Annotated in this window: 18 protein-coding genes; 9 read left to right on the forward strand and 9 right to left on the reverse strand. The window is 33.9% G+C overall.

The window, feature by feature from the left end:
• Positions 1–8: 8 nt before the first annotated feature.
• Entirely contained in the window at positions 9–4,508 is a 4,500-nt protein-coding gene (gene gltB, locus MHB47_RS12170; protein ID WP_340756913.1) for a glutamate synthase large subunit, read from the reverse strand.
• Positions 4,509–4,645: 137 nt separating this feature from the next.
• Between gltB and gltC the strand changes: the two genes are divergently transcribed.
• From gltC to MHB47_RS12185, 3 genes are all read left to right on the forward strand, one after another.
• On the forward strand, positions 4,646–5,533 hold the full coding sequence (gene gltC, locus MHB47_RS12175) for a glutamate biosynthesis transcriptional regulator GltC (protein ID WP_002505993.1): 888 nt from the start codon (positions 4,646–4,648) through the stop codon (positions 5,531–5,533).
• Positions 5,534–5,627: 94 nt separating this feature from the next.
• Positions 5,628–6,740 (forward strand): YibE/F family protein, encoded by a 1,113-nt coding sequence (locus MHB47_RS12180; RefSeq protein ID WP_340756914.1) that lies wholly within the window; start codon positions 5,628–5,630, stop codon positions 6,738–6,740.
• Positions 6,737–7,522 (forward strand): YibE/F family protein, encoded by a 786-nt coding sequence (locus MHB47_RS12185; protein WP_056935217.1) that lies wholly within the window; start codon positions 6,737–6,739, stop codon positions 7,520–7,522. Before MHB47_RS12180 ends, MHB47_RS12185 begins: the two co-directional genes overlap by 4 nt.
• A 71-nt stretch (positions 7,523–7,593) precedes the next feature.
• On the opposite strand, the gene MHB47_RS12190 is transcribed toward MHB47_RS12185, so the two are convergent.
• Together MHB47_RS12190 and MHB47_RS12195 are read right to left on the reverse strand one after the other, a co-directional pair.
• Complete coding sequence (locus MHB47_RS12190; RefSeq protein ID WP_340756919.1) at positions 7,594–8,838, reverse strand: ammonium transporter; 1,245 nt, start codon at positions 8,836–8,838, stop codon at positions 7,594–7,596.
• A 109-nt stretch (positions 8,839–8,947) separates the two neighbouring features.
• Positions 8,948–9,799, reverse strand: coding sequence for a GNAT family N-acetyltransferase (locus tag MHB47_RS12195; RefSeq protein WP_340756922.1), 852 nt, complete (start codon positions 9,797–9,799; stop codon positions 8,948–8,950).
• Between the two features lie 206 nt (positions 9,800–10,005).
• On the opposite strand from MHB47_RS12195, the gene MHB47_RS12200 reads away from it, so the two are divergent.
• The gene (locus MHB47_RS12200) at positions 10,006–10,275 is read left to right on the forward strand and encodes a hypothetical protein (RefSeq protein ID WP_002505998.1); all 270 of its coding nucleotides are present in this window, start codon (positions 10,006–10,008) and stop codon (positions 10,273–10,275) included.
• A 141-nt stretch (positions 10,276–10,416) separates the two neighbouring features.
• Here the strand turns inward: MHB47_RS12200 and MHB47_RS12205 are convergent, their stop codons facing one another.
• Both MHB47_RS12205 and MHB47_RS12210 read right to left on the reverse strand, forming a co-directional pair.
• Positions 10,417–11,388: a LysM peptidoglycan-binding domain-containing protein gene (locus MHB47_RS12205; protein WP_340756924.1), complete on the reverse strand. Its 972-nt coding sequence runs from the start codon at positions 11,386–11,388 to the stop codon at positions 10,417–10,419.
• A 166-nt stretch (positions 11,389–11,554) separates the two neighbouring features.
• On the reverse strand, positions 11,555–12,334 hold the full coding sequence (locus MHB47_RS12210) for an arylamine N-acetyltransferase family protein (protein ID WP_340756926.1): 780 nt from the start codon (positions 12,332–12,334) through the stop codon (positions 11,555–11,557).
• Positions 12,335–12,814: 480 nt separating this feature from the next.
• On the opposite strand from MHB47_RS12210, the gene ilvD reads away from it, so the two are divergent.
• Positions 12,815–14,515, forward strand: a complete 1,701-nt coding sequence (gene ilvD, locus MHB47_RS12215; protein WP_056935213.1) for a dihydroxy-acid dehydratase — start codon at positions 12,815–12,817, stop codon at positions 14,513–14,515.
• A gap of 349 nt (positions 14,516–14,864) precedes the next feature.
• Here the strand turns inward: ilvD and MHB47_RS12220 are convergent, their stop codons facing one another.
• Together MHB47_RS12220 and MHB47_RS12225 are read right to left on the reverse strand one after the other, a co-directional pair.
• Positions 14,865–16,511: an IS1182 family transposase gene (locus MHB47_RS12220; protein ID WP_340754162.1), complete on the reverse strand. Its 1,647-nt coding sequence runs from the start codon at positions 16,509–16,511 to the stop codon at positions 14,865–14,867.
• Positions 16,512–17,087: 576 nt separating this feature from the next.
• Positions 17,088–18,419 (reverse strand): sodium-dependent transporter, encoded by a 1,332-nt coding sequence (locus MHB47_RS12225; protein WP_340757334.1) that lies wholly within the window; start codon positions 18,417–18,419, stop codon positions 17,088–17,090.
• Positions 18,420–18,716: 297 nt separating this feature from the next.
• Here MHB47_RS12225 and brnQ point away from each other — a divergent pair, with 297 nt between their 5' ends.
• Both brnQ and MHB47_RS12235 read left to right on the forward strand, forming a co-directional pair.
• Entirely contained in the window at positions 18,717–20,021 is a 1,305-nt protein-coding gene (gene brnQ / locus MHB47_RS12230) for a branched-chain amino acid transport system II carrier protein (RefSeq protein WP_340756929.1), read from the forward strand.
• A gap of 166 nt (positions 20,022–20,187) precedes the next feature.
• Positions 20,188–20,559 (forward strand): iron chaperone, encoded by a 372-nt coding sequence (locus MHB47_RS12235; protein ID WP_340756931.1) that lies wholly within the window; start codon positions 20,188–20,190, stop codon positions 20,557–20,559.
• Between the two features lie 113 nt (positions 20,560–20,672).
• Here MHB47_RS12235 and MHB47_RS12240 read toward each other — a convergent pair whose 3' ends face one another.
• Positions 20,673–21,410: an alpha/beta hydrolase gene (locus MHB47_RS12240; protein WP_340756933.1), complete on the reverse strand. Its 738-nt coding sequence runs from the start codon at positions 21,408–21,410 to the stop codon at positions 20,673–20,675.
• Positions 21,411–21,594: 184 nt separating this feature from the next.
• Positions 21,595–22,128: a hypothetical protein gene (locus tag MHB47_RS12245; protein ID WP_002506006.1), complete on the reverse strand. Its 534-nt coding sequence runs from the start codon at positions 22,126–22,128 to the stop codon at positions 21,595–21,597.
• A 442-nt stretch (positions 22,129–22,570) separates the two neighbouring features.
• On the opposite strand from MHB47_RS12245, the gene MHB47_RS12250 reads away from it, so the two are divergent.
• Positions 22,571–23,173 (forward strand): poly-gamma-glutamate hydrolase family protein, encoded by a 603-nt coding sequence (locus MHB47_RS12250; protein WP_340756934.1) that lies wholly within the window; start codon positions 22,571–22,573, stop codon positions 23,171–23,173.
• A gap of 152 nt (positions 23,174–23,325) precedes the next feature.
• Positions 23,326–24,537 carry a pyridoxal-phosphate-dependent aminotransferase family protein gene (locus MHB47_RS12255; RefSeq protein ID WP_340756936.1) on the forward strand — a complete coding sequence of 404 codons (1,212 nt, stop codon included), beginning with the start codon at positions 23,326–23,328 and terminating at the stop codon, positions 24,535–24,537.
• Positions 24,538–24,671 lie beyond the last annotated feature (134 nt).

Consider the following 24,671-nt stretch of genomic DNA (forward strand, 5'->3'; position numbering starts at 1 on the left):
CTTTATGATTAATATACGGCAGTCTGCTGTTGTTCTGATGCTAAGCTTGTACGTTTATCATTAAATGCATTCAACAAAGCTTCATCTAACTCACTCGAATCACGTTTTTGTAATTCTATTTTTTGCATCATCAATTTATAATCTTTCGGAACTACTTTGACTACTTTATGTGCCACATTTTCAAAATCATTTAAAATAGCTTGTGCTTTTGTGCTCTGTGTATATTTAACATGAGCTTGTAGCATATCGTTCAAAATTTCACGCTCTGCTTTTACACTAATCGTATCGAAATCCAGACTATCTAATTCATGTTCTTTTTTAAAAGCTTCAACGTCTGATGGGAAAATGTAACTCACACCACCACTCATACCTTGGCCAAAGTTTTTACCTACATCTCCAAGTATAACGACACGTCCGCCAGTCATATATTCAAGGCCGTGGTCGCCAATACCTTCGACAACTGCTTGCACACCACTATTACGGATACAGAAACGTTCTCCTGCCTTACCATTAATGTACGCTTTACCATGTGATGCACCGTAAAAACAAACATTACCAATAATAATTTCATTCTCACGGTGTTTATTCGGCGCTTTCACAATAATCTTACCGCCAGATAACCCTTTACCAACGTAATCATTTGAATCACCTGTATGATGTATCGTTAATCCACTAGGCGTATATGCCGCTAAGCTTTGTCCACCATGACCCTGTGTTTGTGCGTAAATCGTATCTTCAGGTAAACCTTCAGGTCCATGAATCTTAGTAATTGCACTACCAGTGATTACACCTACATCTCTTTGTTCATTTTTCAATTTATATTTACCTGTAAATGCTTCACCTTTTTCAATAGCCGTTCGTGCGTCAGGATACAATCTTGTTAAATCAAATCCTTCATCAAGATGATGATTTTGTTTTATTTTATTAAATCTGTCACCTTCATGTTGATACAACAACGCTTCAACATTCATAGTAGCTGCTTTAGAGCGACGTGTTGATAACTGGCTACTTCGTTGTAGTAAATCCGTTCTCCCTACTAATTCATCGACTGATTTCAAACCGAGTTCAGCTAATATTTCTCTTACTTCTTCCGCTACAAAATGCATGAAGTTAACTACATGGTCTGCTCTGCCATTGAATAACGCGCGTAGATCTTGGTTCTGTGTAGCGATACCTACTGGACATGTGTCTTTATGACATACACGCATCATAATACATCCCATAACTACTAATGGTGCAGTGGCAAAACCAAATTCTTCAGCACCTAACGCACATGCGTAAGCGACATCTTTACCTGTAAGTAGTTTGCCATCCGTTTCCACTTTCACTCTTGACCTTAAGCCGTTCATCATTAAAGTTTGATGCGTCTCTGATAGACCAATTTCCCATGGCACGCCTGCATGTTGAATGCTTGTTTTAGGTGATGCACCTGTACCACCATCGTAGCCACTGATTACGATTTTATCAGCGTATGCTTTCGCAACACCTGCCGCAATCGTACCGACACCTGTTTTAGAGACAAGTTTCACTGTAATATTTGCATCTTTATTGGCATTTTTTAAATCGTGGATTAATTGTGCTAAATCTTCTATTGAATAAATATCGTGATGTGGCGGTGGTGATATTAAGCCAATACCTGGTGTAGAACCCCTTACTTCCGCAATCCACGGATATACTTTCGTACCTGGTAATTGTCCGCCTTCCCCTGGTTTAGCGCCTTGCGCAACTTTAATTTGTATTTCTTTTGCATGTTGTAAATAATCACTCGTTACTCCAAAACGACCTGAAGCAACTTGTTTAATAGCACTTGAACGATTTCTACCTGCTTCATCTATCACAAAACGTTCAGGATTTTCGCCACCTTCACCACTATTACTTTTACCGCCCATTTGATTCATTGCTTCTGCAAGCGTTTGATGTGCCTCTTCTGAAATCGAACCATAACTCATCGCTCCAGTATTGAAACGTTGCACAATATTACTCGCAGGTTCAACTTTATCAATATCTATGGATTTCTGCTTTTTAAATTCCATCAAATGACGAATATGATCTGTGCGCTTGTGATTAACTTCATTTGAAAATGCTTTGAATTTTTCATAATCATTTAAGCGACATGCATGTTGTAATAAGTGTATCGAAGTTGGATTAAACGCGTGATGTTGCCCTTGTTTGCGCCATTGGAACGTACTACCTGATTCAATATACTCACTCTCAGGTGTTTGTCTCGCTTTATTTTCTTTATCAATTAACTCCATCGTTATCCCAGATAATTTCGACTGGGTGCCAGTAAAATATTTGTCTACAATTTCATTTGAAAGTCCCACAGCTTCAAAAATCTGTGCCCCTTGATAACTTTGAACTGTAGAAATACCCATCTTAGCCATTACTTTGATGACACCTTCAGACAAGGTATGTGTATAGGTTTGAACATTTTCAGAAATATCCCCTTCTAAACGTTGGTTCAGGACCAATTGTTCAATCGTACGTTGTGCTAAATATGGTACTACCGCATTCGCACCATAACCTAATAAGCATGCAACGTGATGCACTTCTCTTGTTTCGCCCGACAAAGCAACAATACTTGTACGCATACGTAGACCTTCTCGGATAAGCAATTGATGAATATGACTTACCGCAAGTAATATCGGCATGGCATACCCATTTTCCGTTACAAGTGTACGATCATCTAATACTAAAATTTCACTACCTTCTTTAACAGCAAGTATTGCTTTACCCCCTAAAGCGTCTAATGCTGCTTCTAAATCATCTTTATAAACAGTTGATAGATGACTTACATTAAATCTACTCTGCTCAATTTCCTCAAGTTGCGCTTCTGTCATCACGGGACGTTTCAATTGAATTCTATTCAATACGTCCGCATCAGGATTTAACAAATTCCCTTCACTGCCTAAATAAGCTAACTCACTTGTGACAATTTTTTCCCGATAAGCGTCAATAGGTGGATTCGTTACTTGAGCAAATAATTGCTTGAAATAATTAAAAAGCGTTTCATTTTTTTCATTTAATGCCGCGATAGGTACATCATAACCCATTGCTCCGATTGGATCTTTTTTATTTTCAACCAGTTCTGTCATGTATTTATCCATTTCTTCCTTTGTATAGACAAATTGTTTTTGCAATCGATTCAATGTTGCACTATCCCACTCGGATGATTTATACGTCACATTTTCTAAATCCAAATCTACTTTAAAATCGTTTAACCAACTTTCATAAGGTAGTTCGTCTGCAATATTTGCTTTTAACTCATTATTTTCAATCACTTTATGTTGATTAAAATCAACAAGTAATAGCTTTCCAGGATTCAACTGACCTTTAAAAGCAACATTCTTTTCGGGTACATCAACTACACCAACTTCAGATGAAAAAACAATGTAATTATCTTTTGTTATTGTGTAACGTCCTGGTCTTAAGCCATTTCTATCAGTTAAAGCACCAATCTTGTCTCCATTACAAAATGAAATCATCGTCGGTCCATCCCATGGTTCCATTAAATAACTATAAAACTCATAGAAAGCACGTACATTCGCATCATTGGCTTTGTTATATAACCAAGGCTCTGGAATCATGAGCATCGCTGCTCTTTCAGGCTCCATAGCTAACGATAAAAATTCTAAAGCATTATCGACTATAGCCGAGTCACTGCCATCTTCATCAATAATTTCTTTAACCTTGTCCTTTTCGTCACCAAAAATAGTCGTGATCAGCTCATCTTGTCTAGCGCGCATCCAGTTTACATTACCTTTAATTGTATTGATCTCACCGTTATGCATGAGTAATCTATTAGGATGTGCACGTTTCCAACTCGGAAAAGTATTTGTACTGAAACGCGAATGAACAAGTCCTAATTTCGAAATATAAGATTCATGATTCAAATCTTGATATAAAGCCTTAATCTGATCCGAACGCAACCATCCTTTATATACAATCGTTCTATTCGATAGACTTGTAAAATATAAATCTAGTTGTTGCTGATTCGCATAATTTTCAATTTGTTTTCGCGCTAAAAATAATTTACGATCTGCATGTGAAACATCATTTAATGCCACGAACACTTGTTGAATAAAAGGCATTGTATCGGCAACATGTGAAGCAATTGCATTGATGTCTACAGGTACATCTCTATAACCAATTACGCTTAAACCTTCCGCTTCAAAGTGTGCATTAAACTGCGCCTCGTGCTGAGAACCTGCAATTTGTTCATTTGTAAAAAACATTCCAACGGCATATTGACCTTCTCCAGGCAAATCAAAGTCAGTTTGTTTTGAAAAATAATCGTATGGCACTTCGGTCATAATCCCTGCACCATCACCTGTCACACTGTCCGCACCAAGACCGCCACGGTGATCTAACCTACGTAGCATCTCCAATGATTTTTCAACAATAGCATGGTTCCTTTCGTTATCCATATTGGCATAAAAGCCAATACCACATGCATCATGTTCCTCACGACTATCATATAAGCCAATTTTCTTATTGTATTCGAGCATGATCTTCACCTCTTTTTCGAAAATTCTGAATATTAAATTAGTAAGTAAACTATATAGTAGTTGATCAATCTGTTCAATATATAAAATAGATGATATTATTCTATTTATTAGAACGTTTTTGAATTTGGGGGGATACAATGGAAATTAAACAACTAAAATACTTTATAGAAGTCGCAAAAAGAGAGCATTTATCAGAAGCTGCACTTGAATTGGAAATTGCACAATCTGCAATAAGTCGTCAAATAACGCAACTCGAAAAAGAATTACAAGTTAAATTATTTAATAGAGAAGGACGTAATATTTATCTAACTGATGAAGGAAAGCAATTATTTTCAGAAGCGACTAAAATTATAGATCAATTCGACGAAACTGTCCGTTTATTTCACAAACAATCAGAGTCTAATCATTTTATAATTCGTATTGGTTATGTTGAAAGTTATATCTCACAAGTACTCACGCTATTAATACAATCTTTCGAAAACCAAAGCGATTCAATTGTCGAACCTATTCTAATGGAAGAGAGTGAAATTTTAAATGCTTTAACTACTGATCAAATCGATATTGCATTTACCGACCTATCAAATGACATCAAACAAAATCGCGAACTAAAAGTAAATGCTTTGTTTGAGGAAAACTACCACATCTATGCCCCTAAAGATGCGCCAATTACTATGGCAACCCATCCGCCTCTAGTCCAGTTTTCGAACAAAACAATTTACGAGCTTTATCCATTACCCTCGCATATCAAGCAAACACTAGCCAATATTGTAATAAAACCTATACGTACCATTACCCATCCACAACTCGCACAATACATTTTAAATAAAGAGCGCGGATATATTATTGCAGCTTCCTATCATCTACTAGATAAGAATCCTGATAAATGGGTGGATATCTCTCTCGGGCACACAGAGCTAAAACGCACAATTTGTAGTGTGATGCGCCAAGATAATCGTAAAAATGACATTCGCTTAATGCTTTCGATGATCGACCAATTATTGAGTCGCAGTACAACATATCACTAATCCAAAATTTATCCGCAAACCTATAAATCGTTGAATTCAACATATGAGACGCGTATAATCGCATTGTCTATAAAGAGAGGGTTGAAATAGAGCGATGCCAATCAAAACACTACTTAAACGCCCTTTCAATTGGGTATTATTGTTGTTTTGCATCATATTTATTGGGTTGTTTATTTTCACATTTGTAAATGCTAAGTTTTACGATACACCTATTGGTCAAATTACAAATATTGAAAATAAATCTACATCTAAAACCATGGATGACCATCATAATAAAGATATAAAACATACAGAAACATTGAAACTTCGAATTTTAAATGGAAAATTCGAAGGTCAAACTGCAGCGATTCCACACGAATATTATGAATCTCAAGCAGATAGCGAAAAATTTTCTAAAAACAATAAAGTTTTGCTACATATCGATAAACATCCAAATGATGCATATATATTAGAGAAAAAGCGTGATAGCCTCGTAGTAGCCATGACAGGTTTATTTTTATTAACTGTACTACTTGTAGGTAGGAAAATCGGACTTCAATCCATTTTATCTTTGGCAATTAACACAGCCGTCGTCATTCTAGCGATTTATATTTATAACCAATTTCATATTATGACTTTATTCAGTCTAATGAGTATTGGAGTTATCATATCTACTATATTAACCTTACTGCTAGTTACTGGTTGGCAATGGCGGACACTCATTACTATTGTCAGTACCTTGCTTGGTACATTTATATGCGTTGGGTTAACACAATTAGTAATTCAAATAACTGGTGGCGAAGGCTTAAAATTTGAAACGATGAGTTTCTTAACATTACCACCTAAAGAAGTCTTTCTCGCATCGGTAATGATTGGATCACTTGGTGCAGTGATGGATGTCGCCATTACAATTGCAAGTGGGATGGCTGAAATCCTACGTCGCACACCCAATATTAGTATGACGCGTTGGGCACTTGCCGGACGCAATATCGGCCAAGATATTATGGGAACGATGACCAACATTTTACTTTTCTCTTATTTATCTGGAAGCTTACCGATGTTACTTATTTATTTAAAAAATGCAAATACCATTACCTACACAATTTCTATGAATTGGTCATTAGAAATTTCCCGGGCAATTACAGGTGGTATTGGTATTGTCTTAACAATTCCTATTACAATATTATTGATGCAAGTATGGTTCAAAATGCGAGGTGCTAAACAATGAGTGCAATAACAATTTTAGGTATCATACTGTTCATACTTATGCTTATTTTTGGTGGTAAAAAAGGACTCATCTCTTATCTGACATTATTCTTAAACTTTGTCATTCTATTAATAAGCTTGGTTATCATTATGTTTGGTGCGCCAATTTACCTTGTAACCTTAGTATTTTGTATCGTTATCGCAGCGTGTAATCTATTTGTACTTAATAGTTATAATACCAAGACACAGGCAGCTTTTTACGCAACAATTCTAACAACAGTAATCTTGATTGCTGCCATCTACTTGTCTGTATCTATTGGTAACCTACAAGGATTCACAACTGAGCAACAAGATGAAACGTACATTTTCTCTATGAATATCGGTATAGACATGGTTAAATTCATGGTCTTCACCATAGTACTTGCTGTCATTGCTGCAGTTATTGATTTAGCTATTACAATTAGTTCACCCATGTACGAATTAAGTGAGACCAACCCTGATTTAACTCAAAAAGAACTATTTCATTCAGGGATGCGTGTAGGACGAGAAATCTTAGCCACATCAGCTAATACAATTTATCTTGCTTATTTTGGAGGCCAACTCACATTATTTTTCTGGTTTTTCAAATTAAATTATTCGTTTGGTCACATTATCAACTCCAAAATATTTGCGCAAGAATTCATCTCTATTTTATTAGGAGGTATTGCAATTGCTATAAGTATCCCTATTACGGCTTGGCTATCCTCACTATTAATTAAAAAGGAACACAAAACAAATCCACCTACAACAAAAACAGTTGATTAAAATAAAAATCACTCACCTGCACTTATCAAAAAGGGAGTGATTTTTATTTTACTTTTTATATTCTTAATTCATTATAAACGCTTATTAAATTTGTTTATCTCTCCACTAAAATAAGCACTTTCTCCATGAACAACATAATCTAAGCCTTTTTCATCTTCAACTTTATCCGTACCTAAAGCACTAAACAATTTTATTGTTTTTGCAATTAAAAATGTCATTGCGCCACTAAAAATAACTGTTACGAACACCGCGACAAATTGTACCCAAACTGTTTGAAGCGTCCCACTATATAGCATTCCATCAACAATCTCGTTATTCACTTTATGAGATTGAAATACACCAGTTAAAATTGCACCGACAATGCCACCAATACCATGTATACCAAATGCATCTAAAGCATCATTATATTGTAATTTTACTTTGATATAATTAATTGCAAAATAGCAACTAACACCGCCAATAAATGCAATTACTATTGCACTCATATAGTTTACAAAACCAGCAGACGGCGTAATGGCTACTAAACCAGCTAACATTCCCGATAACATTCCTATCAAACTTGTTGTTTTTTTCATAAAATATTCCATAACAGACCAACCAAGTGAACCTGCACTTGCTGCGAGTACAGTATTCACGAAGGAGGTCATCGCAATATCATTAAAAGTTAAGGCACTGCCTACGTTAAACCCATACCAACCAACCCATACCAATATGCCACCTATTAGTGTAATTATAAGATTATGTGGTGGTCGTTTTTCAAAGTTTTTTCCTGCTCCTATCATAATCGCTAGTACAAGTCCTGATATACCTGATGTAATGTGAACTACTGTACCGCCTGCATAATCTATTGCACCTAATTTATCTATCCAACCACCACCCCACACCCAATGTGCAACTGGACTATAGACTATAATGACCCATAAAAATACAAAAATTAAATAAGGTATAAACTTCATTTTTTCTGCAATTGATCCTGACAAAATCGATACAGCAATTGTACAAAACATTAATTGGAATAACATGAAAAGTGCTAGAGGGATATGTGTAGCGATATCCGATTGTGTATTGAATCCAACTTCCTTTAAACCAAAATACGTAAAGCCGCCTAAAAATATCTCTCCAGAACCAAAACTCAGGCTAAAACCTAAAATAACCCATGCAAATGTCACAACAACAATTGCAGACATACTTTGCATAATTGTATTCAGCACATTTTTAGATTGTACAAGCCCACCATAAAATAAACTCAACCCCGGTGTCATTAACCAAACTAATAAGGTACACAAAAATAAAAACAAAACATCATTCATATTCATCCAAATCACTCCTTTGGTCAAAATCATACCCCTGGCCAAAATGAATAGCAAAAATGCGTCATGTAAATTAACACTATATGTTAAGTTACATGACGCATTTTTAAATTTATTATATTTGTTGTTGTAATATATAGACAGGTCTACCTTCTAATAAGGTTTCACCTACCATATTATAATGACACTGTTGATATAAGTTTTGAGCCACTTCATTATTATCATTGACCGCTAGACAAATTTCGTCGATATTTGGGAAGTGATGGTGTATATATTCTGGCAAGGATTGAATAATTTGTTTTCCATATCCGTGTCCTCTATAGTGAGCATCTACACTAAACGACCTAAAAAACACCGCGTTCTCATTTAACGAATAAGGCGTTACACCAGCACCTTCATGCAGTGTGAAAAAACCTATACATTGTCGCTCATCATTATATACGAGTACAGGATGTCGCTCCGAATCATATTGTGCAAGTTCAATGTTCACTTTCGGCGCTTTAGTAAATTGACGGTCTTCTGGCGTAATAGTAATTTGTTCAATATCTGAAATTAGTTCTGCACTGTATGGAATCATACTTATACCTGTTAATTGTTCATTGATCCAAGTCACAACAGCAGGTGCAATTTTATTATACTCTAATTTATGTATCCATCTTATATCCGTAATTTCTTGGTCAGTTTCAACTTTGGACCAATCTATCTGCGCTGTTGTGTAAAAACAATTCAGTTCAGTCTGCTCATTTTTTTGTGGATAAGCATCTCCAATTACCGTATCCATATAAATGAGCGACTTTTCCGGTACATTAACTTGAAGTTCCTCTTTCAACTCCCTCTGTAATGCTTGTTTATAAGTTTCCCCATCATCTATCTTGCCGCCCGGAAAATAATATTTTTCTCTATTTCTAGCTTGTACTAGTAGCAGTTCGTCATCTTCTTCAACAACTAAGCAAACACATTTAATCATAACTACGCACTCCAAACGTACTTCTTTTATTTTTATACGGAAATAATCGTACCATTTTCATACTAACTGCGCTTATGTTATCATATTTTATTATTCAAGAACATCTCATTTAGAGCTACATCATAGTATTGAACATAATAATCAACTTATAAAATGTTATAATATTAAACAATATATGAGTTTTCAAAATGGAGGATCCAATAAGAATGGCTAAAAAACCAAGAATTAATCGCATTTCTAACACAATCAATTTTGTAGGCATTGCAGTTGAAGGTTTCAACTGGTATGCCTATCAATCAAAAAACAAAAAGTTACTTTACGCTAGCATGGCAATTACAGGCACAGGCGCCATACTCGATTTATATACAGCATTAAAATCACCGCGTAAATTCGTTAAAGTTTTTTCAACTTTTACAGCAGCCAGTACATTATTCACGACTGTTAAACGTGTACAATCTATACGTAAAGAAGCATAATTTGTCATTTTCTATATTAAAATAGTAACACAATTCAACTGCCCACAGTAAAACATACTCTGTGGGCATTTTTCTATTCATAACAACATAAAAGTGCCTCTAATGTATTATATACTGAATACGTTAGAGGCACTTTTTAAATTAGTGAATATATTTATATGAACTTACTTGTGATGCAGGAATCGTTCTATAAGTTACAATTCCTGGTGACGCACTGTAATTCATTTCCGAAACAGTAATACTACCGTTAGAATTAACAGATTCTACAAATGCAACATGACCATAATAACCTTGATCAGATTGTAAAATAGATCCTACTGTTGCCTTATGGTCAACTGTGTAACCATCAGCTGCAGCACCAGTATCCCAACTATTAGCATTCCACCAATATGTACTAATACCTTTACCAATTTGTGCACGTTTGTTAAATACATGATATGTACATTGGCCCCAGTCATATAAATTAGAATGATTGAATATCGGCGTGTTATAGCCAGTAGAACCTGATGAGCCTGATCCACCAGTTGAAGCTGTTCCCGATACTTTCAACTTCTGTCCTGGATAAATATTAGTATTTGATAAACCATTTAAACTCATGATTTTTTGATAAGTCGTGCCATATCTTGCAGCGATTGCTGATAAAGAATCGCCTGATTTTACTGTATATGTCGTTGTACTACCACTGCTCGTCCCACCTGATGAACTTGAACCACCAGTTGAAGCTGTTCCCGATACTTTCAACTTCTGCCCCGGGTAAATATTAGTGTTTGATAGGTTATTTAAACTCATGATTTTTTGGTAAGTCGTACCGTGTTTAGCAGCTATACCTGATAACGTATCTCCTGATTTCACAGTATATGTTGACCCTGATGATGTATTCGTTGATGTACTTGTTGAACCAGAAACTTTCAATGTTTGATTAGGAAAAATAACGTTAGACGTCAAATTATTCAACGATTTCAACTTTGAAATTGAAATATCGTATTTATTCGCTATTGACCACAGGGAATCCCCACTCTTAACTTTATAAGTTGTTGCAGCATCAGCATTTGCTGAAGTTACAGCCGCTATCGCGCTTGTCCCTATTACAGTTGCAATTATTTTTTTACGCAATTATGTAAACCTCCCAATATTTCTTTTTACATTTTATCATTCATTGCTCACTATATTATTATACAACTTAAAATTGCGCGTGAGTATATTATTTGTATGACATTCATATTACAAACAAGCACTACTCGTAATATAAACGCCTTCATGATTCCCCATTCATTTAATACTATTCAAATGTTTGAATCCGAATATCATCTATGCCAAAGTAATCACTTAGTAATGTTTGATAATTGTTTTGTGTTACTGGAATTTTTTGAACTTCCCCATTCTTTGCTATCGTTAAATGTGCATTAGATAATGTAACTCTTCCGTATGTTTTGGCTTTACTAACCAATAATTTTTGAACAAAAATAGAATCTGAATGATGTTGATTAAATTCAATTCCCGCTGCAAAATCTCTGAGTGTTTTAGAGGTATCAATTGCTCTATATTGTGTTTCCCAATCATCTTTTTTATACTTTTGCATTTCAATTGTATATGTATCAATATGTTTAACTCGAAACTTACCGTTTACATCTATTACTTCATTTTGATTTGTAATAAGTGGCATCGCTTTCTTAGGAACATCCGTATAACCAACATCGACAAGATATTTATGGTGATTCAAACTTACAATCAAAGCCATATGAGAGCCTTCCATTGCCCACTCTTTACCTGTATTAATTGTTGCAGAAATCATATAAACGTCAAAACCTTTTTCCTTTAAAAAGCTGTGAAACAATCTATTTTGTTCATAACAAAAACCACCTCTATGCTCTTGAATGATTTTATGAAGCATAGTTTCATCATCTAGTGCGATGAGTTGCTTATTTTGAACATTAATATTTTCAAACGGCACATGTAGTACATATTGGTGAATATAATGGTTCAACGTTTCTAAATCTACTTTATTGTAATAATCAGAATTAATATTTAAGTACGCTTCCAATCGTTTAAAGTTTGTCATTTACTGATACTCCTTTTAACACGATATTCTATTACTTGTACCATACTATTTTAGCTGATTTAATCCGCTTCAGACAAACAGACTGTTTTGACGAGCATGGCATATTATTTATGTCCAGTCCTTAAAATATTGTTGTCTCATAAATACCCTACATTCATATTCTGCTTTCATATAATAGATGTTATGATGATTTGTATAAATCATTTTAATATTGACATGAAGGAAATATACCGATACTGTGTATATTCAATATCATTTTTTAATTTACTTAGCATATATGGTGTATTTTTTTGAAAATGTGCTTTATGAATGCCTCAACAGCCCTATCTCGCACTGTTATTTTAAATTTATAACCGTTTTATATTCCTATGCAGGTTACATTAAAAAATGTATTAAATATTTTTTAGCGAACAAAACATTTGATTATTTTAAATTTTCAGAGTATTCATACAATATAGACTTATTAATGGGGGTAATTTTTTGACTAAAGAAACAGAACATACAGAAGATAAAAAAGATTTGCGTATACGCAGCAAAGTCATTAGTGAAGGTGTAAGTCGTACACCTAACCGTTCCTATCTACGTGCACTTGGCTTTGAAGATGAAGATTTCAAAAAACCGATGATTGGTGTAGCAAGTACATGGAGTGAAGTAACACCATGTAACATGCACATTGATGGTTTAGCGCGTGCATCTAAACAAGGTATTAGTGAAGCTGGGGCCTCACCGCTTATTTTCAACACCATTACTGTCTCTGACGGTATTTCCATGGGTACAGATGGCATGCGTTTTTCACTACCGAGTCGTGAAGTTATTGCTGATTCAATCGAAACTGTAGTAAGTGCAGAGAATTTAGATGGCGTTGTGGCAATTGGCGGCTGTGATAAGAATATGCCTGGTTGTATGATTGGTATTGCACGTCTTAACTTGCCTGCTGTTTTCGTATTTGGTGGCACGATTATGCCTGGTAAATTAGATGGTAAAGATTTAGATGCCGTTTCAGCATTTGAAGGCGTAGGTCAGTACAATAACGGAGAAATCGAAAAAGAAGCATTACATAAAGTAGAATGTGCAGCATGTCCTGGCGCAGGCGCTTGTGGTGGTATGTTTACTGCAAACACTATGTCTTCAGCTATAGAAGCAATGGGCATGAGTTTACCTGGAAGTGCCTCTCATCCAGCTGTATCGACAAACAAAATGAAAGATAGTAGAGCTGCCGGAAAAGCAGTTTATAACTTATTAGAACAAGATATTTATCCTAAAGACATCATGACGAAAGAAGCCTTTGAAAATGCAATCACAGTCGTTATGGCATTAGGTGGTTCTACAAATGCTATTTTACATCTATTAGCTATTGCACATACGATTGAAGTGGATCTGACACTTGATGATTTTGAAAAAATTCGTAAACGTGTGCCACACATTGCTGACTTAAGACCAAGTGGTAAATACGTTATGGCACATCTTGATGAAGCAGGTGGTATTCCTGGAGTAATGAAATTACTTTATGACAACGGCTTAATCCATGGCGATTGCCTAACAGTAACTGGTAAAACTGTTGCTGAAAACTTAGAAAATGAACCTGGCTTAACTGATAATAAAGAAATTATTAATTTTGATAAACCTAAACATGCGACTGGTCCACTTGTTATCTTAAAAGGGAACCTTGCACCAGAAGGCGCAGTTGCTAAAATTTCAGGATTAAGTGTAACTTATATTAAAGGACCAGCACGTGTATTCGATTCTGAATCTAAAGCAACAAAAGCGATTCTTAATGACGATATTAAACCTGGTGACGTCGTAGTTATCCGTTATGCTGGTCCTAAAGGCGCACCTGGCATGCCTGAAATGTTATCCGCATCATCTATTTTAGTAGGTAAAGGATTAGGCGAATCTGTTGCTTTAGTCACAGATGGCCGCTTCTCAGGTGGTTCACATGGTCTCGTAATCGGACACGCTGCACCCGAATCAATGGTAGGTGGACCAATGGCCTTATTAGAAGAAAACGACACTGTTACAATCGATGCTGAAAATCTTGAAATAAGCTTTGATGTATCAGATGAAGAACTTGAACGTCGTAGTCAACAATGGCAAGCGCCACCATCAAAAGCTACTCGAGGTACACTTGCAAAATATGCTAAACTCGTGTCTTCTGCTTCTAAAGGTGCTATCACAGACTAATATATTAAAACATTTCTACCCACTTTAACTAAAGCATTATCATAATGAACATTTATTCTGTTCTTTATGGTAATGCTTTTTTATTTTTGAATATTTTAAAAAAAGAATCGTGAAAATCACTTTTGCATGCGTTGTGTTTTATTTTTCGAATCATTCGCACTTACGAATGATTTGTTACTATATAAGAAATTTTAAACAAAATTAAGCACAATTATATTAAAGTGAAGATAATAAAACGAAGCGAGGTGAATTATATGAGCTTTATCATTGATATCATCAAAGAAATCATCGGTTTATTCACTGGAAAATAATTTCTGAAATTGTTTTAAGAGGCTGAGACATAAGCTTCTCAGATAACTAAAAAAATGGTGGTTTCTACGTGAAATAAAGTAGAAACCACCATTTTTATGTTCTTATCCATTTTAATAGCTCGATGAGCTACTATTTTCCTTATATTTATTGCCATTAATGCTAGCCCTACTTCTCGTTTAACTTTAGGTAACCCACGAAGTGACATTCGTTTGAAACCCAAAATAGCCTTCAAGAAACCAAAAACTGGTTCTACATCAATTTTTCTTTGACTGTAGATTTTTTGTGTTTTTGGTTCTGAAAGCTTTTTATTGATTTGAAATTTAAAATATTCCCAATTATAATTCTTCATTACTTTTTTATTAGATAGTGAGTTATTTTTAATACATTGATTTCTTAATAAACACCCGTTACAACTATCACTTTCATACAGTTTAAAATCTCTTCTAAAACCATATTTATCTTTTCTATAAGCATACCTTATAAAAGGTAATCTACGATTATTTGGACAAATAAGTTCATCGTTAATCTCATCATATGCCCAGTTTTGTGTATTAAATTTATCATTTTTATATTTCTTTTTTTGTTCTTTGATAAACATTCCATATGTAATTAAAGGTGTTTTACCAAAATCATCTAGAATAGATAAATAGTTTGGTTCACTTCCATAGCCTGCATCAGCGACGATATATTCAGGAATGTCACCATAATAATTTTTAATGTGCTCTAAAAAAGGTATAAGCGTTCTTGTATCCGTAGGATTTTGATAAACATTGAAAGATAAAATGAATTGATGATTTGTCGCAATTTGTAAATTATAACCAGCTTTTAATTGTCCGTTTCTCATATGATCGTCTTTCATTCTCATAAACGTGGCATCATTATCAGTCTTTGAATAACTGTTTCTGTCACCAAAAGTCCTTAGTTGAACTTGGTATTTACTTTTATGTTCAATTATTTCGTTAAGTTCTTTCTTATATTTTTTCAAGTTACTCTTTTTTAAGCCTAGTGACTTTCTATTTTCAATATTACTATCAGTTTTAATTGTTTTTGATAAATCTTCGATTTTATTTTCTAATTCTGTACAAACTTCTTTTAAATCTTGATTGCTCATTTCTTCATTCATCTCTAATTTGAGCTCAGGTAAAATCTCAGTTTGTATGAGTTCTTCATAAAGTGATTTCGACTTATCAATCACATTTTGATTATAGCGTTCAGTATTTTTTCTCCATACAAATGTATACTTATTGGCATTAGCTTCAATTTTAGTACCATCAATAAATATGGACTCATTATCAATGAGTTTTTGTTCTATAAGTTGGGTTCTAAAGTTAACAAATAGGGACTTTAATAATTTATCCATGATTGGATTTACTCTAAAACGATTGATTGTTCTATATGATGGCTTTTGATTTTGAGATAACCACATCATACGAATACTATCTGAAAGTGCAGCTTCAATTCTTCGTCCAGAAAATATAGATTGTGTATAAGCATAAAGAATTACTTTCAACATCATTTTAGGGTGATAAGATGATGCACCATTTAAGTGATTGAATTCGTAGAATTCTGTTTCTGGAATTGTTTCAACAATTTGATTAACTGCATGTGCGATATCATTGTTAGGAATCAAAATTTCAGTTTCCATTGGCAGTGTTAACTGAGTCATATTATAATTTTTATACATAAGACACCTCATTCTAAAGTTATGTTAGAGTAACTTTATTATACGAAAGTGACTTATTTTTTTGTATTAATTTATATAATTGTACCGATTTTGTAAAGAGCTGACGCCTAGGGGAATAGTATGAGTGAGAGACTACAGGCTCGAACCATACCCCAGGCAAGCATGCGCTTTCAAAATCGGAAGATTTTAACGTAGAAAAGCAGCAATCTATTAGTTTCTAATGGATTGCTGCTTTTAATTTGAGAATGGGATATTTATGTCCCAGGCTCTTATTGGTAGTGTTAACTGAGTTATATTAAATTTTTATACATAAAACACCTCATTTTAAAGTTATGTTGGTGCATCTTTAAAACGAGGTGTCTTATTTTTGTATGAATATATATAATTGTCCATTTTTGTATAGCGCTGACGTCTATCGGAATAGTATGGGATTGGGTGAGAAATCTAATATTCTAATAAGATTTCATCGTACGAACTTAGCCCGTCAAAGAGGACTTGAAAATAGAATACAAGAGCTAAAGCTCTTGCATAAGAACTACTTGTCTTCATAAATGCAGTAGTAGTTCTTTAAAACCTTTATATGAATTGCACTACAAAGATCAAAATAATTACTATAGGTAAAATAAATTTAATTAAGTAATACCAAGGTATAAATAATCTAAGTTTATCTTTGCCAAAATGTGCTTTCAAATCATTTTTATCTAATAATTGACCAACAACTAGTGTTGTTCCTAATGCTCCCAATGGCATTAATATATTCGAAACTAAAAAGTCCATATTATCAAAGATAGTACCTGCTGCAAATTGTATATGACCTAAACTCCCAAAAGATAGTGTTGCGGGGATACTGATTACGAACACTAATATACTTACATAAAATGCAACTGGCTTACGTTTTGAATTATCATTTTTTGTGAAGTTCGAAACGTTCAATTCTAATAGTGAAATAGAAGAAGTAAGTGCTGCAAATAAAAATAAGATTAAAAAGATTAGGTAAAATCCTTGGCCAAATGCCATTTGATCAAATACTTTTGGTAATACTTTAAATAGTAACCCAGGCCCTTCTGTTGGGCTGTAGCCAAATGCTGAAATCGCAGGAAATATAGCTAAACCTGCCAAAATTGAAACCAGTATATTCATCGCTACAATAGAAATTGCTGAAGTCTTAATAGTCATCTCTTTTGACGCATAGCTCGCGTACGTAATCATGCCTGTTGTCCCTAATGATAATGTGAAGAAGGATTGCCCAAGTGCAAATAAGACACCCTCCATAGAAACTTCTTCTAGGCGTGGTTGCAAAATGTATTTTAGTCCTTCAAATGATCCTTCAAGCGTTAAAGATTTAATAACAATAACAATTAAAAAGATAAACAATAGTGGCATCATAAATTTAGAGGCTTTTTCTAAACCTTTTTCAACACCCATCATCACAATAAACATCGTTAACAATATAAAGATGCCTTGCCCAGTAATCGTTAAGAAAGGATTACTAATAATAGATTCAAACTGTATACTTCCTAATTGACCACCATTAAGGGTTAATATTTGAAGTGCAACGTTAAATATATAAATGATAATCCAACCACCTATCACACTATAAAAGCCAAATAGTATGAATACAGCTAAATTACCGTTCCATCCAATAACGTTCAACCATTTTTTCTTTGTTAACTTTTCATAAATTACAGTTGTATAAGTCTTCCCCAACTTACCAACAGTAAATTCCATCATTAATAGAGGTAGTCCGACAACTATCGTAAATATTAAAAACATTAATAAAAATGCGCCTCCGCCATACATACCAGCCATATATGGAAATTTCCACATTGCTCCTAGCCCTATAGCAGATCCTGCACTTGCTAAAATGAAGCCCGTCGACGACTTCCATTGTGATTGTTTACTCATAATTTTACATCCTTTGTGTTTTACAAAACTTCATTGCGTTAAAGCGTTTTAGTAACATAGCAATTACTATAACATTTTTCAGTGATTGTCTCAATATAAATTTCCTTTGTTGGTGCGCACTATGTATCTTAAGATAAAACATGAGAGCCTTCTGTTACATTGAACATTTTATGACGTTTATAAAACACAATACTTTTAATATTGAAAATTGTCTGACATCTTATTGAATTAACAAGAAATATATGTTAAAGTTGCTTATGTTTTGTGCAAGTAAATTTCCTTTAAATCGAGGTATTAGAAATGAACAGACTCATCTTAATTTCTGGTCTAATGTTATTCTCATTTTTCTTTGGAGCCGGAAATTTAATATTTCCACCTATGTTAGGTTATACAGCTCAAGAAAATATGTGGGTTTCTATGACTGGATTCGCTATAACAGGCATCTTATTGCCTTATCTTACAGTAATCGTCGTAGCTTATATGAATGGCGGCGTTGAAAGTATCGGTAACAAAGTCCACCCTATTTTTGGGACAATCTTTGCTATCTTTATTTATTTATCTATCGGCGCATTATATGGCATCCCACGTGCTGCAAATGTTGCGTACGAAATTGGAACAAATCATGTTTTACCAGTACATAATCATGTTACATTAATCGTATTTTCACTAATATTTTTCCTGATTGTTTATTTTATCGCATTATATCCAAATCGTATTATAGATAATTTAGGTAAATACCTTACACCCATTTTAATATTTATTATAGCTATTTTATGTATTCTAGTAATCATAAATCCAGAAGGTTCAATTGGCCAACCAAGTGGTGATTATGCACAAACTCCACTCGTATCAGGTATTTTAGAGGGGTATTTCACGATGGACCTTGTGGCTGCGCTAGCCTTTTCTGTTGTGATTGTGCAAAGCTTCAAAATGAACGGCATCACCGATCAAAAAACACTCGTTAAAAACGTAATTAAAGCTGGTTTGATCTCTGCTATTTTACTATTAGTCATCTATTTTGCACTGGCTTATGTAGGTGCTACAACAACTCAAGCTGGCTTTAAAGACGGCACAGGAATTTTAACTTTTAATTCGTTACGTGTATTTGGCTCATTTGGCAACCTATTATTTGGCATCATCGTTATATTAGCTTGCTTAACTACTTGTGTTGGATTAGTAAATGCATGTGCGGCCTTTGCGATGAAAAAATTACCGAAAATATCATATAAAATTTTCGTGCTTATCTTTTCATTATTAGGTTTTTTAGTTTCAACATTAGGTTTAGAACTGATATTAGAAATTGCAGTACCCTTGTTAACATTTATATATCCAACGTCGATTGTATTGGTACTCATTTCATTAGTAAGTATTTTTATTCCATTTGAAATGAAATTTGCGTTTATCATTCCTACTATCGTGACTTTAATTATTTCAGTGTTACAGATACTCAATGATTTCAAATTATTCCAACCACTGAATGCGTTATATCAAGTGTTACCACTCTCTGATATTCAATTAAGTTGGCTCATACCATTTATAGTCTTACTTATCGTTGGATTAATAATAGATTTTTGCTTAAAAAATAAACCAGCAAAATCGTTATAAATTCATTGTGTTTCTATACAAGCGAGCTGGAGATAATATTGGTTTCCCTGTCATAGCCTTTTCTTATTTTGCTTTATGATGGTTTGTCATAATTAGCTTTGCTAAAATGGATATTATGCAAAGAAATTTATTTTAGTTATATTTTTAAAAGGGGATGGGATGTTACATGGATAATTTCAATGAATTTTTACAAACTATAGATAATGATAAACACAAAAAAACAATGACTGAGATTTTCAATTGGATTTCAGAAACCTTTCCTAATCTTGAGACAACCATAAAATGGAACCAGCCTATGTTCACAGATCACGGTACTTTTATTCTCTCTTTTAGTAAAGCAAAACAACACTTTTCAATTGCACCTGAAGCGAAAGGCATGACTGAATTTAGTGAACGTATTGATGCCGCTGGTTACTCACAAACGAACAATCTATTTCGAATAAAATGGACTCAAGAGGTCGATTACAGATTATTAAAAGATATAATTCAATTCAACATTGATGATAAAGCCGATTGTTCAACATTTTGGAGAACTTAACATTTATTTCATAGTCAAAGATATAAAATAATGGTTTCTACTATATTTCAGTAGAAACCATTATTTTAATTATCTGGAAAGCTTATATCTCAAATATTTCTCATGCTTAAAAGTTAATAATCTTCGAAAAATGCAATCACATCTTGTTCTACTTCTATATGGCCTTCACCATAAGTCATTAAATGTTTGCATGGCGTATAACCTTTCACTTCTTTTTGTTCATGCGTAATATGATCATAGATATAGTGCGCACTCGTTTCATAAGCATCATCGTCTTGTTCACCATATTTGATAGTAATGGGAGCAGTGATTCGATCTAATTTTGACATCACATCTTCAACTACGATTTGAAACTGATTAAGTCCTGCTCCATAACGCTCAATATTTTTAATTTGTTGTGCTACCTCCGATTGTTCTAAACCAACCAACTCTCCCATACGTTGACCATAATAGGTCAATCTACCTGAGAGACCAGCATCACTTTTTCGATATGGTGTAGACATAATAGCTATCGCATCTATAGGTTGATGCTCTGCCAATTTGAGTGATAATATACCACCTAATGATATACCACAGACACCAATACTTGAATAACCTTTATCCTGTAAAAATTGATAACCCTCTAATACATCTTGCCACCAATCTTCAATATCATAGGTCATCAACGTGTCTAACATTAAACCATGACCTTTGTATGCAGGAACATAACATGTAAAACCCGCTTTATGTAATTTAGTCGCTAGTAATTTTACATCTCTCACCGTACCCGTGAATGAATGTAATAATAATATAGCCCGTTCCGCTTCATTATTTTCCAAAAATATTGGGTTTGGCGCCTTAACATTTATCATCTTTGTCACTCCAAAATTTAGTTTCATCATTTATTGTAATTCAAATTCATAATGCGTACAAAGCATATAAACTATTACTTTTTTAAAATAAATACCCCTTTCAAAATCCAACACATTTTCGTGTTACTTTTGAAGGGGGTATTTTAATGAATTATTAACATTTATAACTTCTCTTAGTTTTTAGTTATTGGTTCATGTTAAAGAATTGTAATTCATATATTGATTTTTCATCATACGCATTAAAAGTATCAATTTTACCATTTAAATGTATTTCTTGTGTTTTTCTACTTACATTATGCTGGTAAGCTATTCTCACATTTAAATCAGATTCATAACCGTTATTCTTAATTGTACTTTCAATTTCCGAATAAACATCTTTATTAATCGGTAACAAATAACCTTCTTTACTAGGTAAAATATTAACATATTTTGTTTGCAAGATGTCTTGATTACCAAGATAGATTTCGATTTTTATATTTTTAGCAGCACCGCCACCTAAGTTATATAATTTCAAAAAATCTTGGTCTTCATCACTATCAATAGCAGTATTTCTTAAGTTTAATTCATCATGGTCTCTAGTAATCAGTATTTGATTAAAACCGAGCGCCGGTAAAAAACTGATTTTCATTTGGTACAGTTGCACACTGACTGATATAAAGTAAAACAGTGCCATTATAAATGTACCAAGTGAGCCAATCGCCGAAATAATATTTATCATAATTGTAAACCTCCATTGTTTTATTTAAGAGGCAGGATTTGAATTGTAACATATTTTACACTCAAAAAAAATAACGAGCCACCAAAAGGCAGCTCGTAACTAAGAAGAAGTCTGTTAACATGCCCAAGGGCACGTTACAGACCTGCCTCTATTTATCATGCCCGTGGGCACGAACAATTATTGTACAATGAACTTTTACTTTTTACAATCCAACATATATTTTTAATTTTATAAATGTTTTATAGCATTTACAATTGTATGCTAATATTATATTTATAAAATATGATTTAATATCAATAGGAGTTGTCGTATGTATAGTTCTAATCAAAGAGTCACCTCATTTTTAAAAATCACCACATTTTCTACTCTATGTTTTTTTACTTTTTGCTTTTTTCTAACTTTATCCCCTAAAGCAATTTATGCCGATGATTTATACACGTCAATGACTGAACTTATGGAGGACACTGAAGAAGGTAGCGACTGGGAGCTCAACTATAACAACAACCAAAGCAACGCGCTTATTGCAGCAATACATGGCGGTAATATCGAACCTGGAACTACTGAAGTAGCAAAACTAGCTGCTACCAAAGGGGCTTATAATTACTATAGCTTCCAAGGCATTCGTTCCACGAACAACGCAAATTTACATGTGACTTCAGTTAACTTTGATGAACCTATAATAGAAGATATGCAACAACAAGTATCAAATTCCGTCATGATTCATGGTGCAAATGGCGAAGCGCCTATCGTTTATATTGGTGGCAAAGATGATGCTTTAAAAGCGTCTATTGAAGAACAATTAGAGCTTAAAGAATTTGATGTACAAACATCACCTAGTCATTTAGAAGGTGAAGCTGATGAAAATATTGCCAATAAAAATAATCAAGGTGCAGGTGTACAGTTAGAATTAACGACTGGACTACGACAATCCTTCTTTAACAACCAAGATCTAACCATGAATTCTAGGCAAGATCAAAGTAATTGGAGCTTTGCAATGTATGACTTTGCTCAAGCAATACAAACAGCAATACATGAACATGAATAAATTCACATATGCTAAGAATATACATTACAACTAAATTTTTGTAATATTCTCACAAATAACAAATTATTTTTCATCATTTTTGACGATTAACAATGTTATTTATTAGAGTATAGTATATACTGACATTATTTATAGAAAATGAGGTTAATAATATGGATGATTTAAAAATAAACAAAAGATTAATTATGACCCCTGGCCCCGTAAGTGTAGACCCTCGTGTCTCTCAAGCAATGTCTAATTCAATTTTAGGGCAATTTGATTATGATTTTGTAGACATAATGAATAAAACGATGGAACTCATTAGAAGATCTTTTTTAACAGACAATCAATGGTCATTTCCTATCGATGGAACAAGCCGTGCAGGTTTAGAAGCCATTATCGCTAGTATCGTCAAACCTGGTGATACCGTACTCGTCCCAATTATTGGTAGGTTTGGCTACTTATTCACTGAACTTGTCACTCGTGCAGGCGGCGTCGTACATAATATTCAAAAACCGATGGGTGAAGTTTTTGATCAAGCAGAAATTATAGACGCTTTAGATACCGTCAAACCGAAAGTACTTGCAATTGTACACGGTGAAACTTCTACTGGTCGCTTACAACCGATTGATCAACTAGGTCGTGCTTGTAAAGAACGTGGTATTTATTCAGTAGTTGATGCAGTAGCTACATATCAAGGTATGGTCATTCCGGTAGATGAGTGGGAACTAGATGCCGTCATCGGTGGTGCACAAAAATGTTTATCTATACCTTCAGGCATTACACCTATCACATTTAACGACAGATTTAGTGAAGAAATCAATAAACGTAAACGCGTAGAACTTGGTATCCGTTCAAATGAAAGTACAGAACAAGATTATTTTATACGCAGTAATTATCTCGATTTAACACAATTACAAGATTATTGGAGTCCTAAGCGATTAAACCATCACACAGAATCAACAACGTCAATTTACGCGCTATATACTGGTCTAAAAATAGCATTGACTGAAGGCATTGAAGCCCGTGCTGAACGTCATGCATATCACCAAGAAGGCTTGAAACAAGCATTGAAAGCTTTAGGTTTAGAAATATTTGGTGATGAGACAAATGAAATGAAAATGGTCATCTGTGTTAACATTCCAAATGGTGCAGATGACAGTAAATTTAGAGAAGGCTTACTAAAAAATTATGGCATTGAAATTGCAGGGTCCTTCGGTGAACTACATGGTAAAATTTGGAGAATCGGTATCATGGGTTATGCTATTGAAAAACAAAACATCTTAACATTCTTATCTATATTTTCACTTTACCTAGCACATCAAGGCGTACAAAATTTAAATCCAGAAAAAGCTATTGATACACTATTAGCTTATTACGCATAAAGAAAACCAAAAGGAGAGACTTAGATATTAATCAATGTCTAAGTCTCTCCTTTTATTATGCAGTAATTAACTACTTAAATGAATCAAGATGACAGCAGAAAATAGTGTTATATAAATATCACATCAATAATACT

Origin of the sequence: Staphylococcus sp. FSL K6-3157 (genome assembly GCF_038005145.1) — a bacterium.
In the GTDB taxonomy this organism is placed as follows: Bacteria; Bacillota; Bacilli; order Staphylococcales; family Staphylococcaceae; genus Staphylococcus; species Staphylococcus equorum.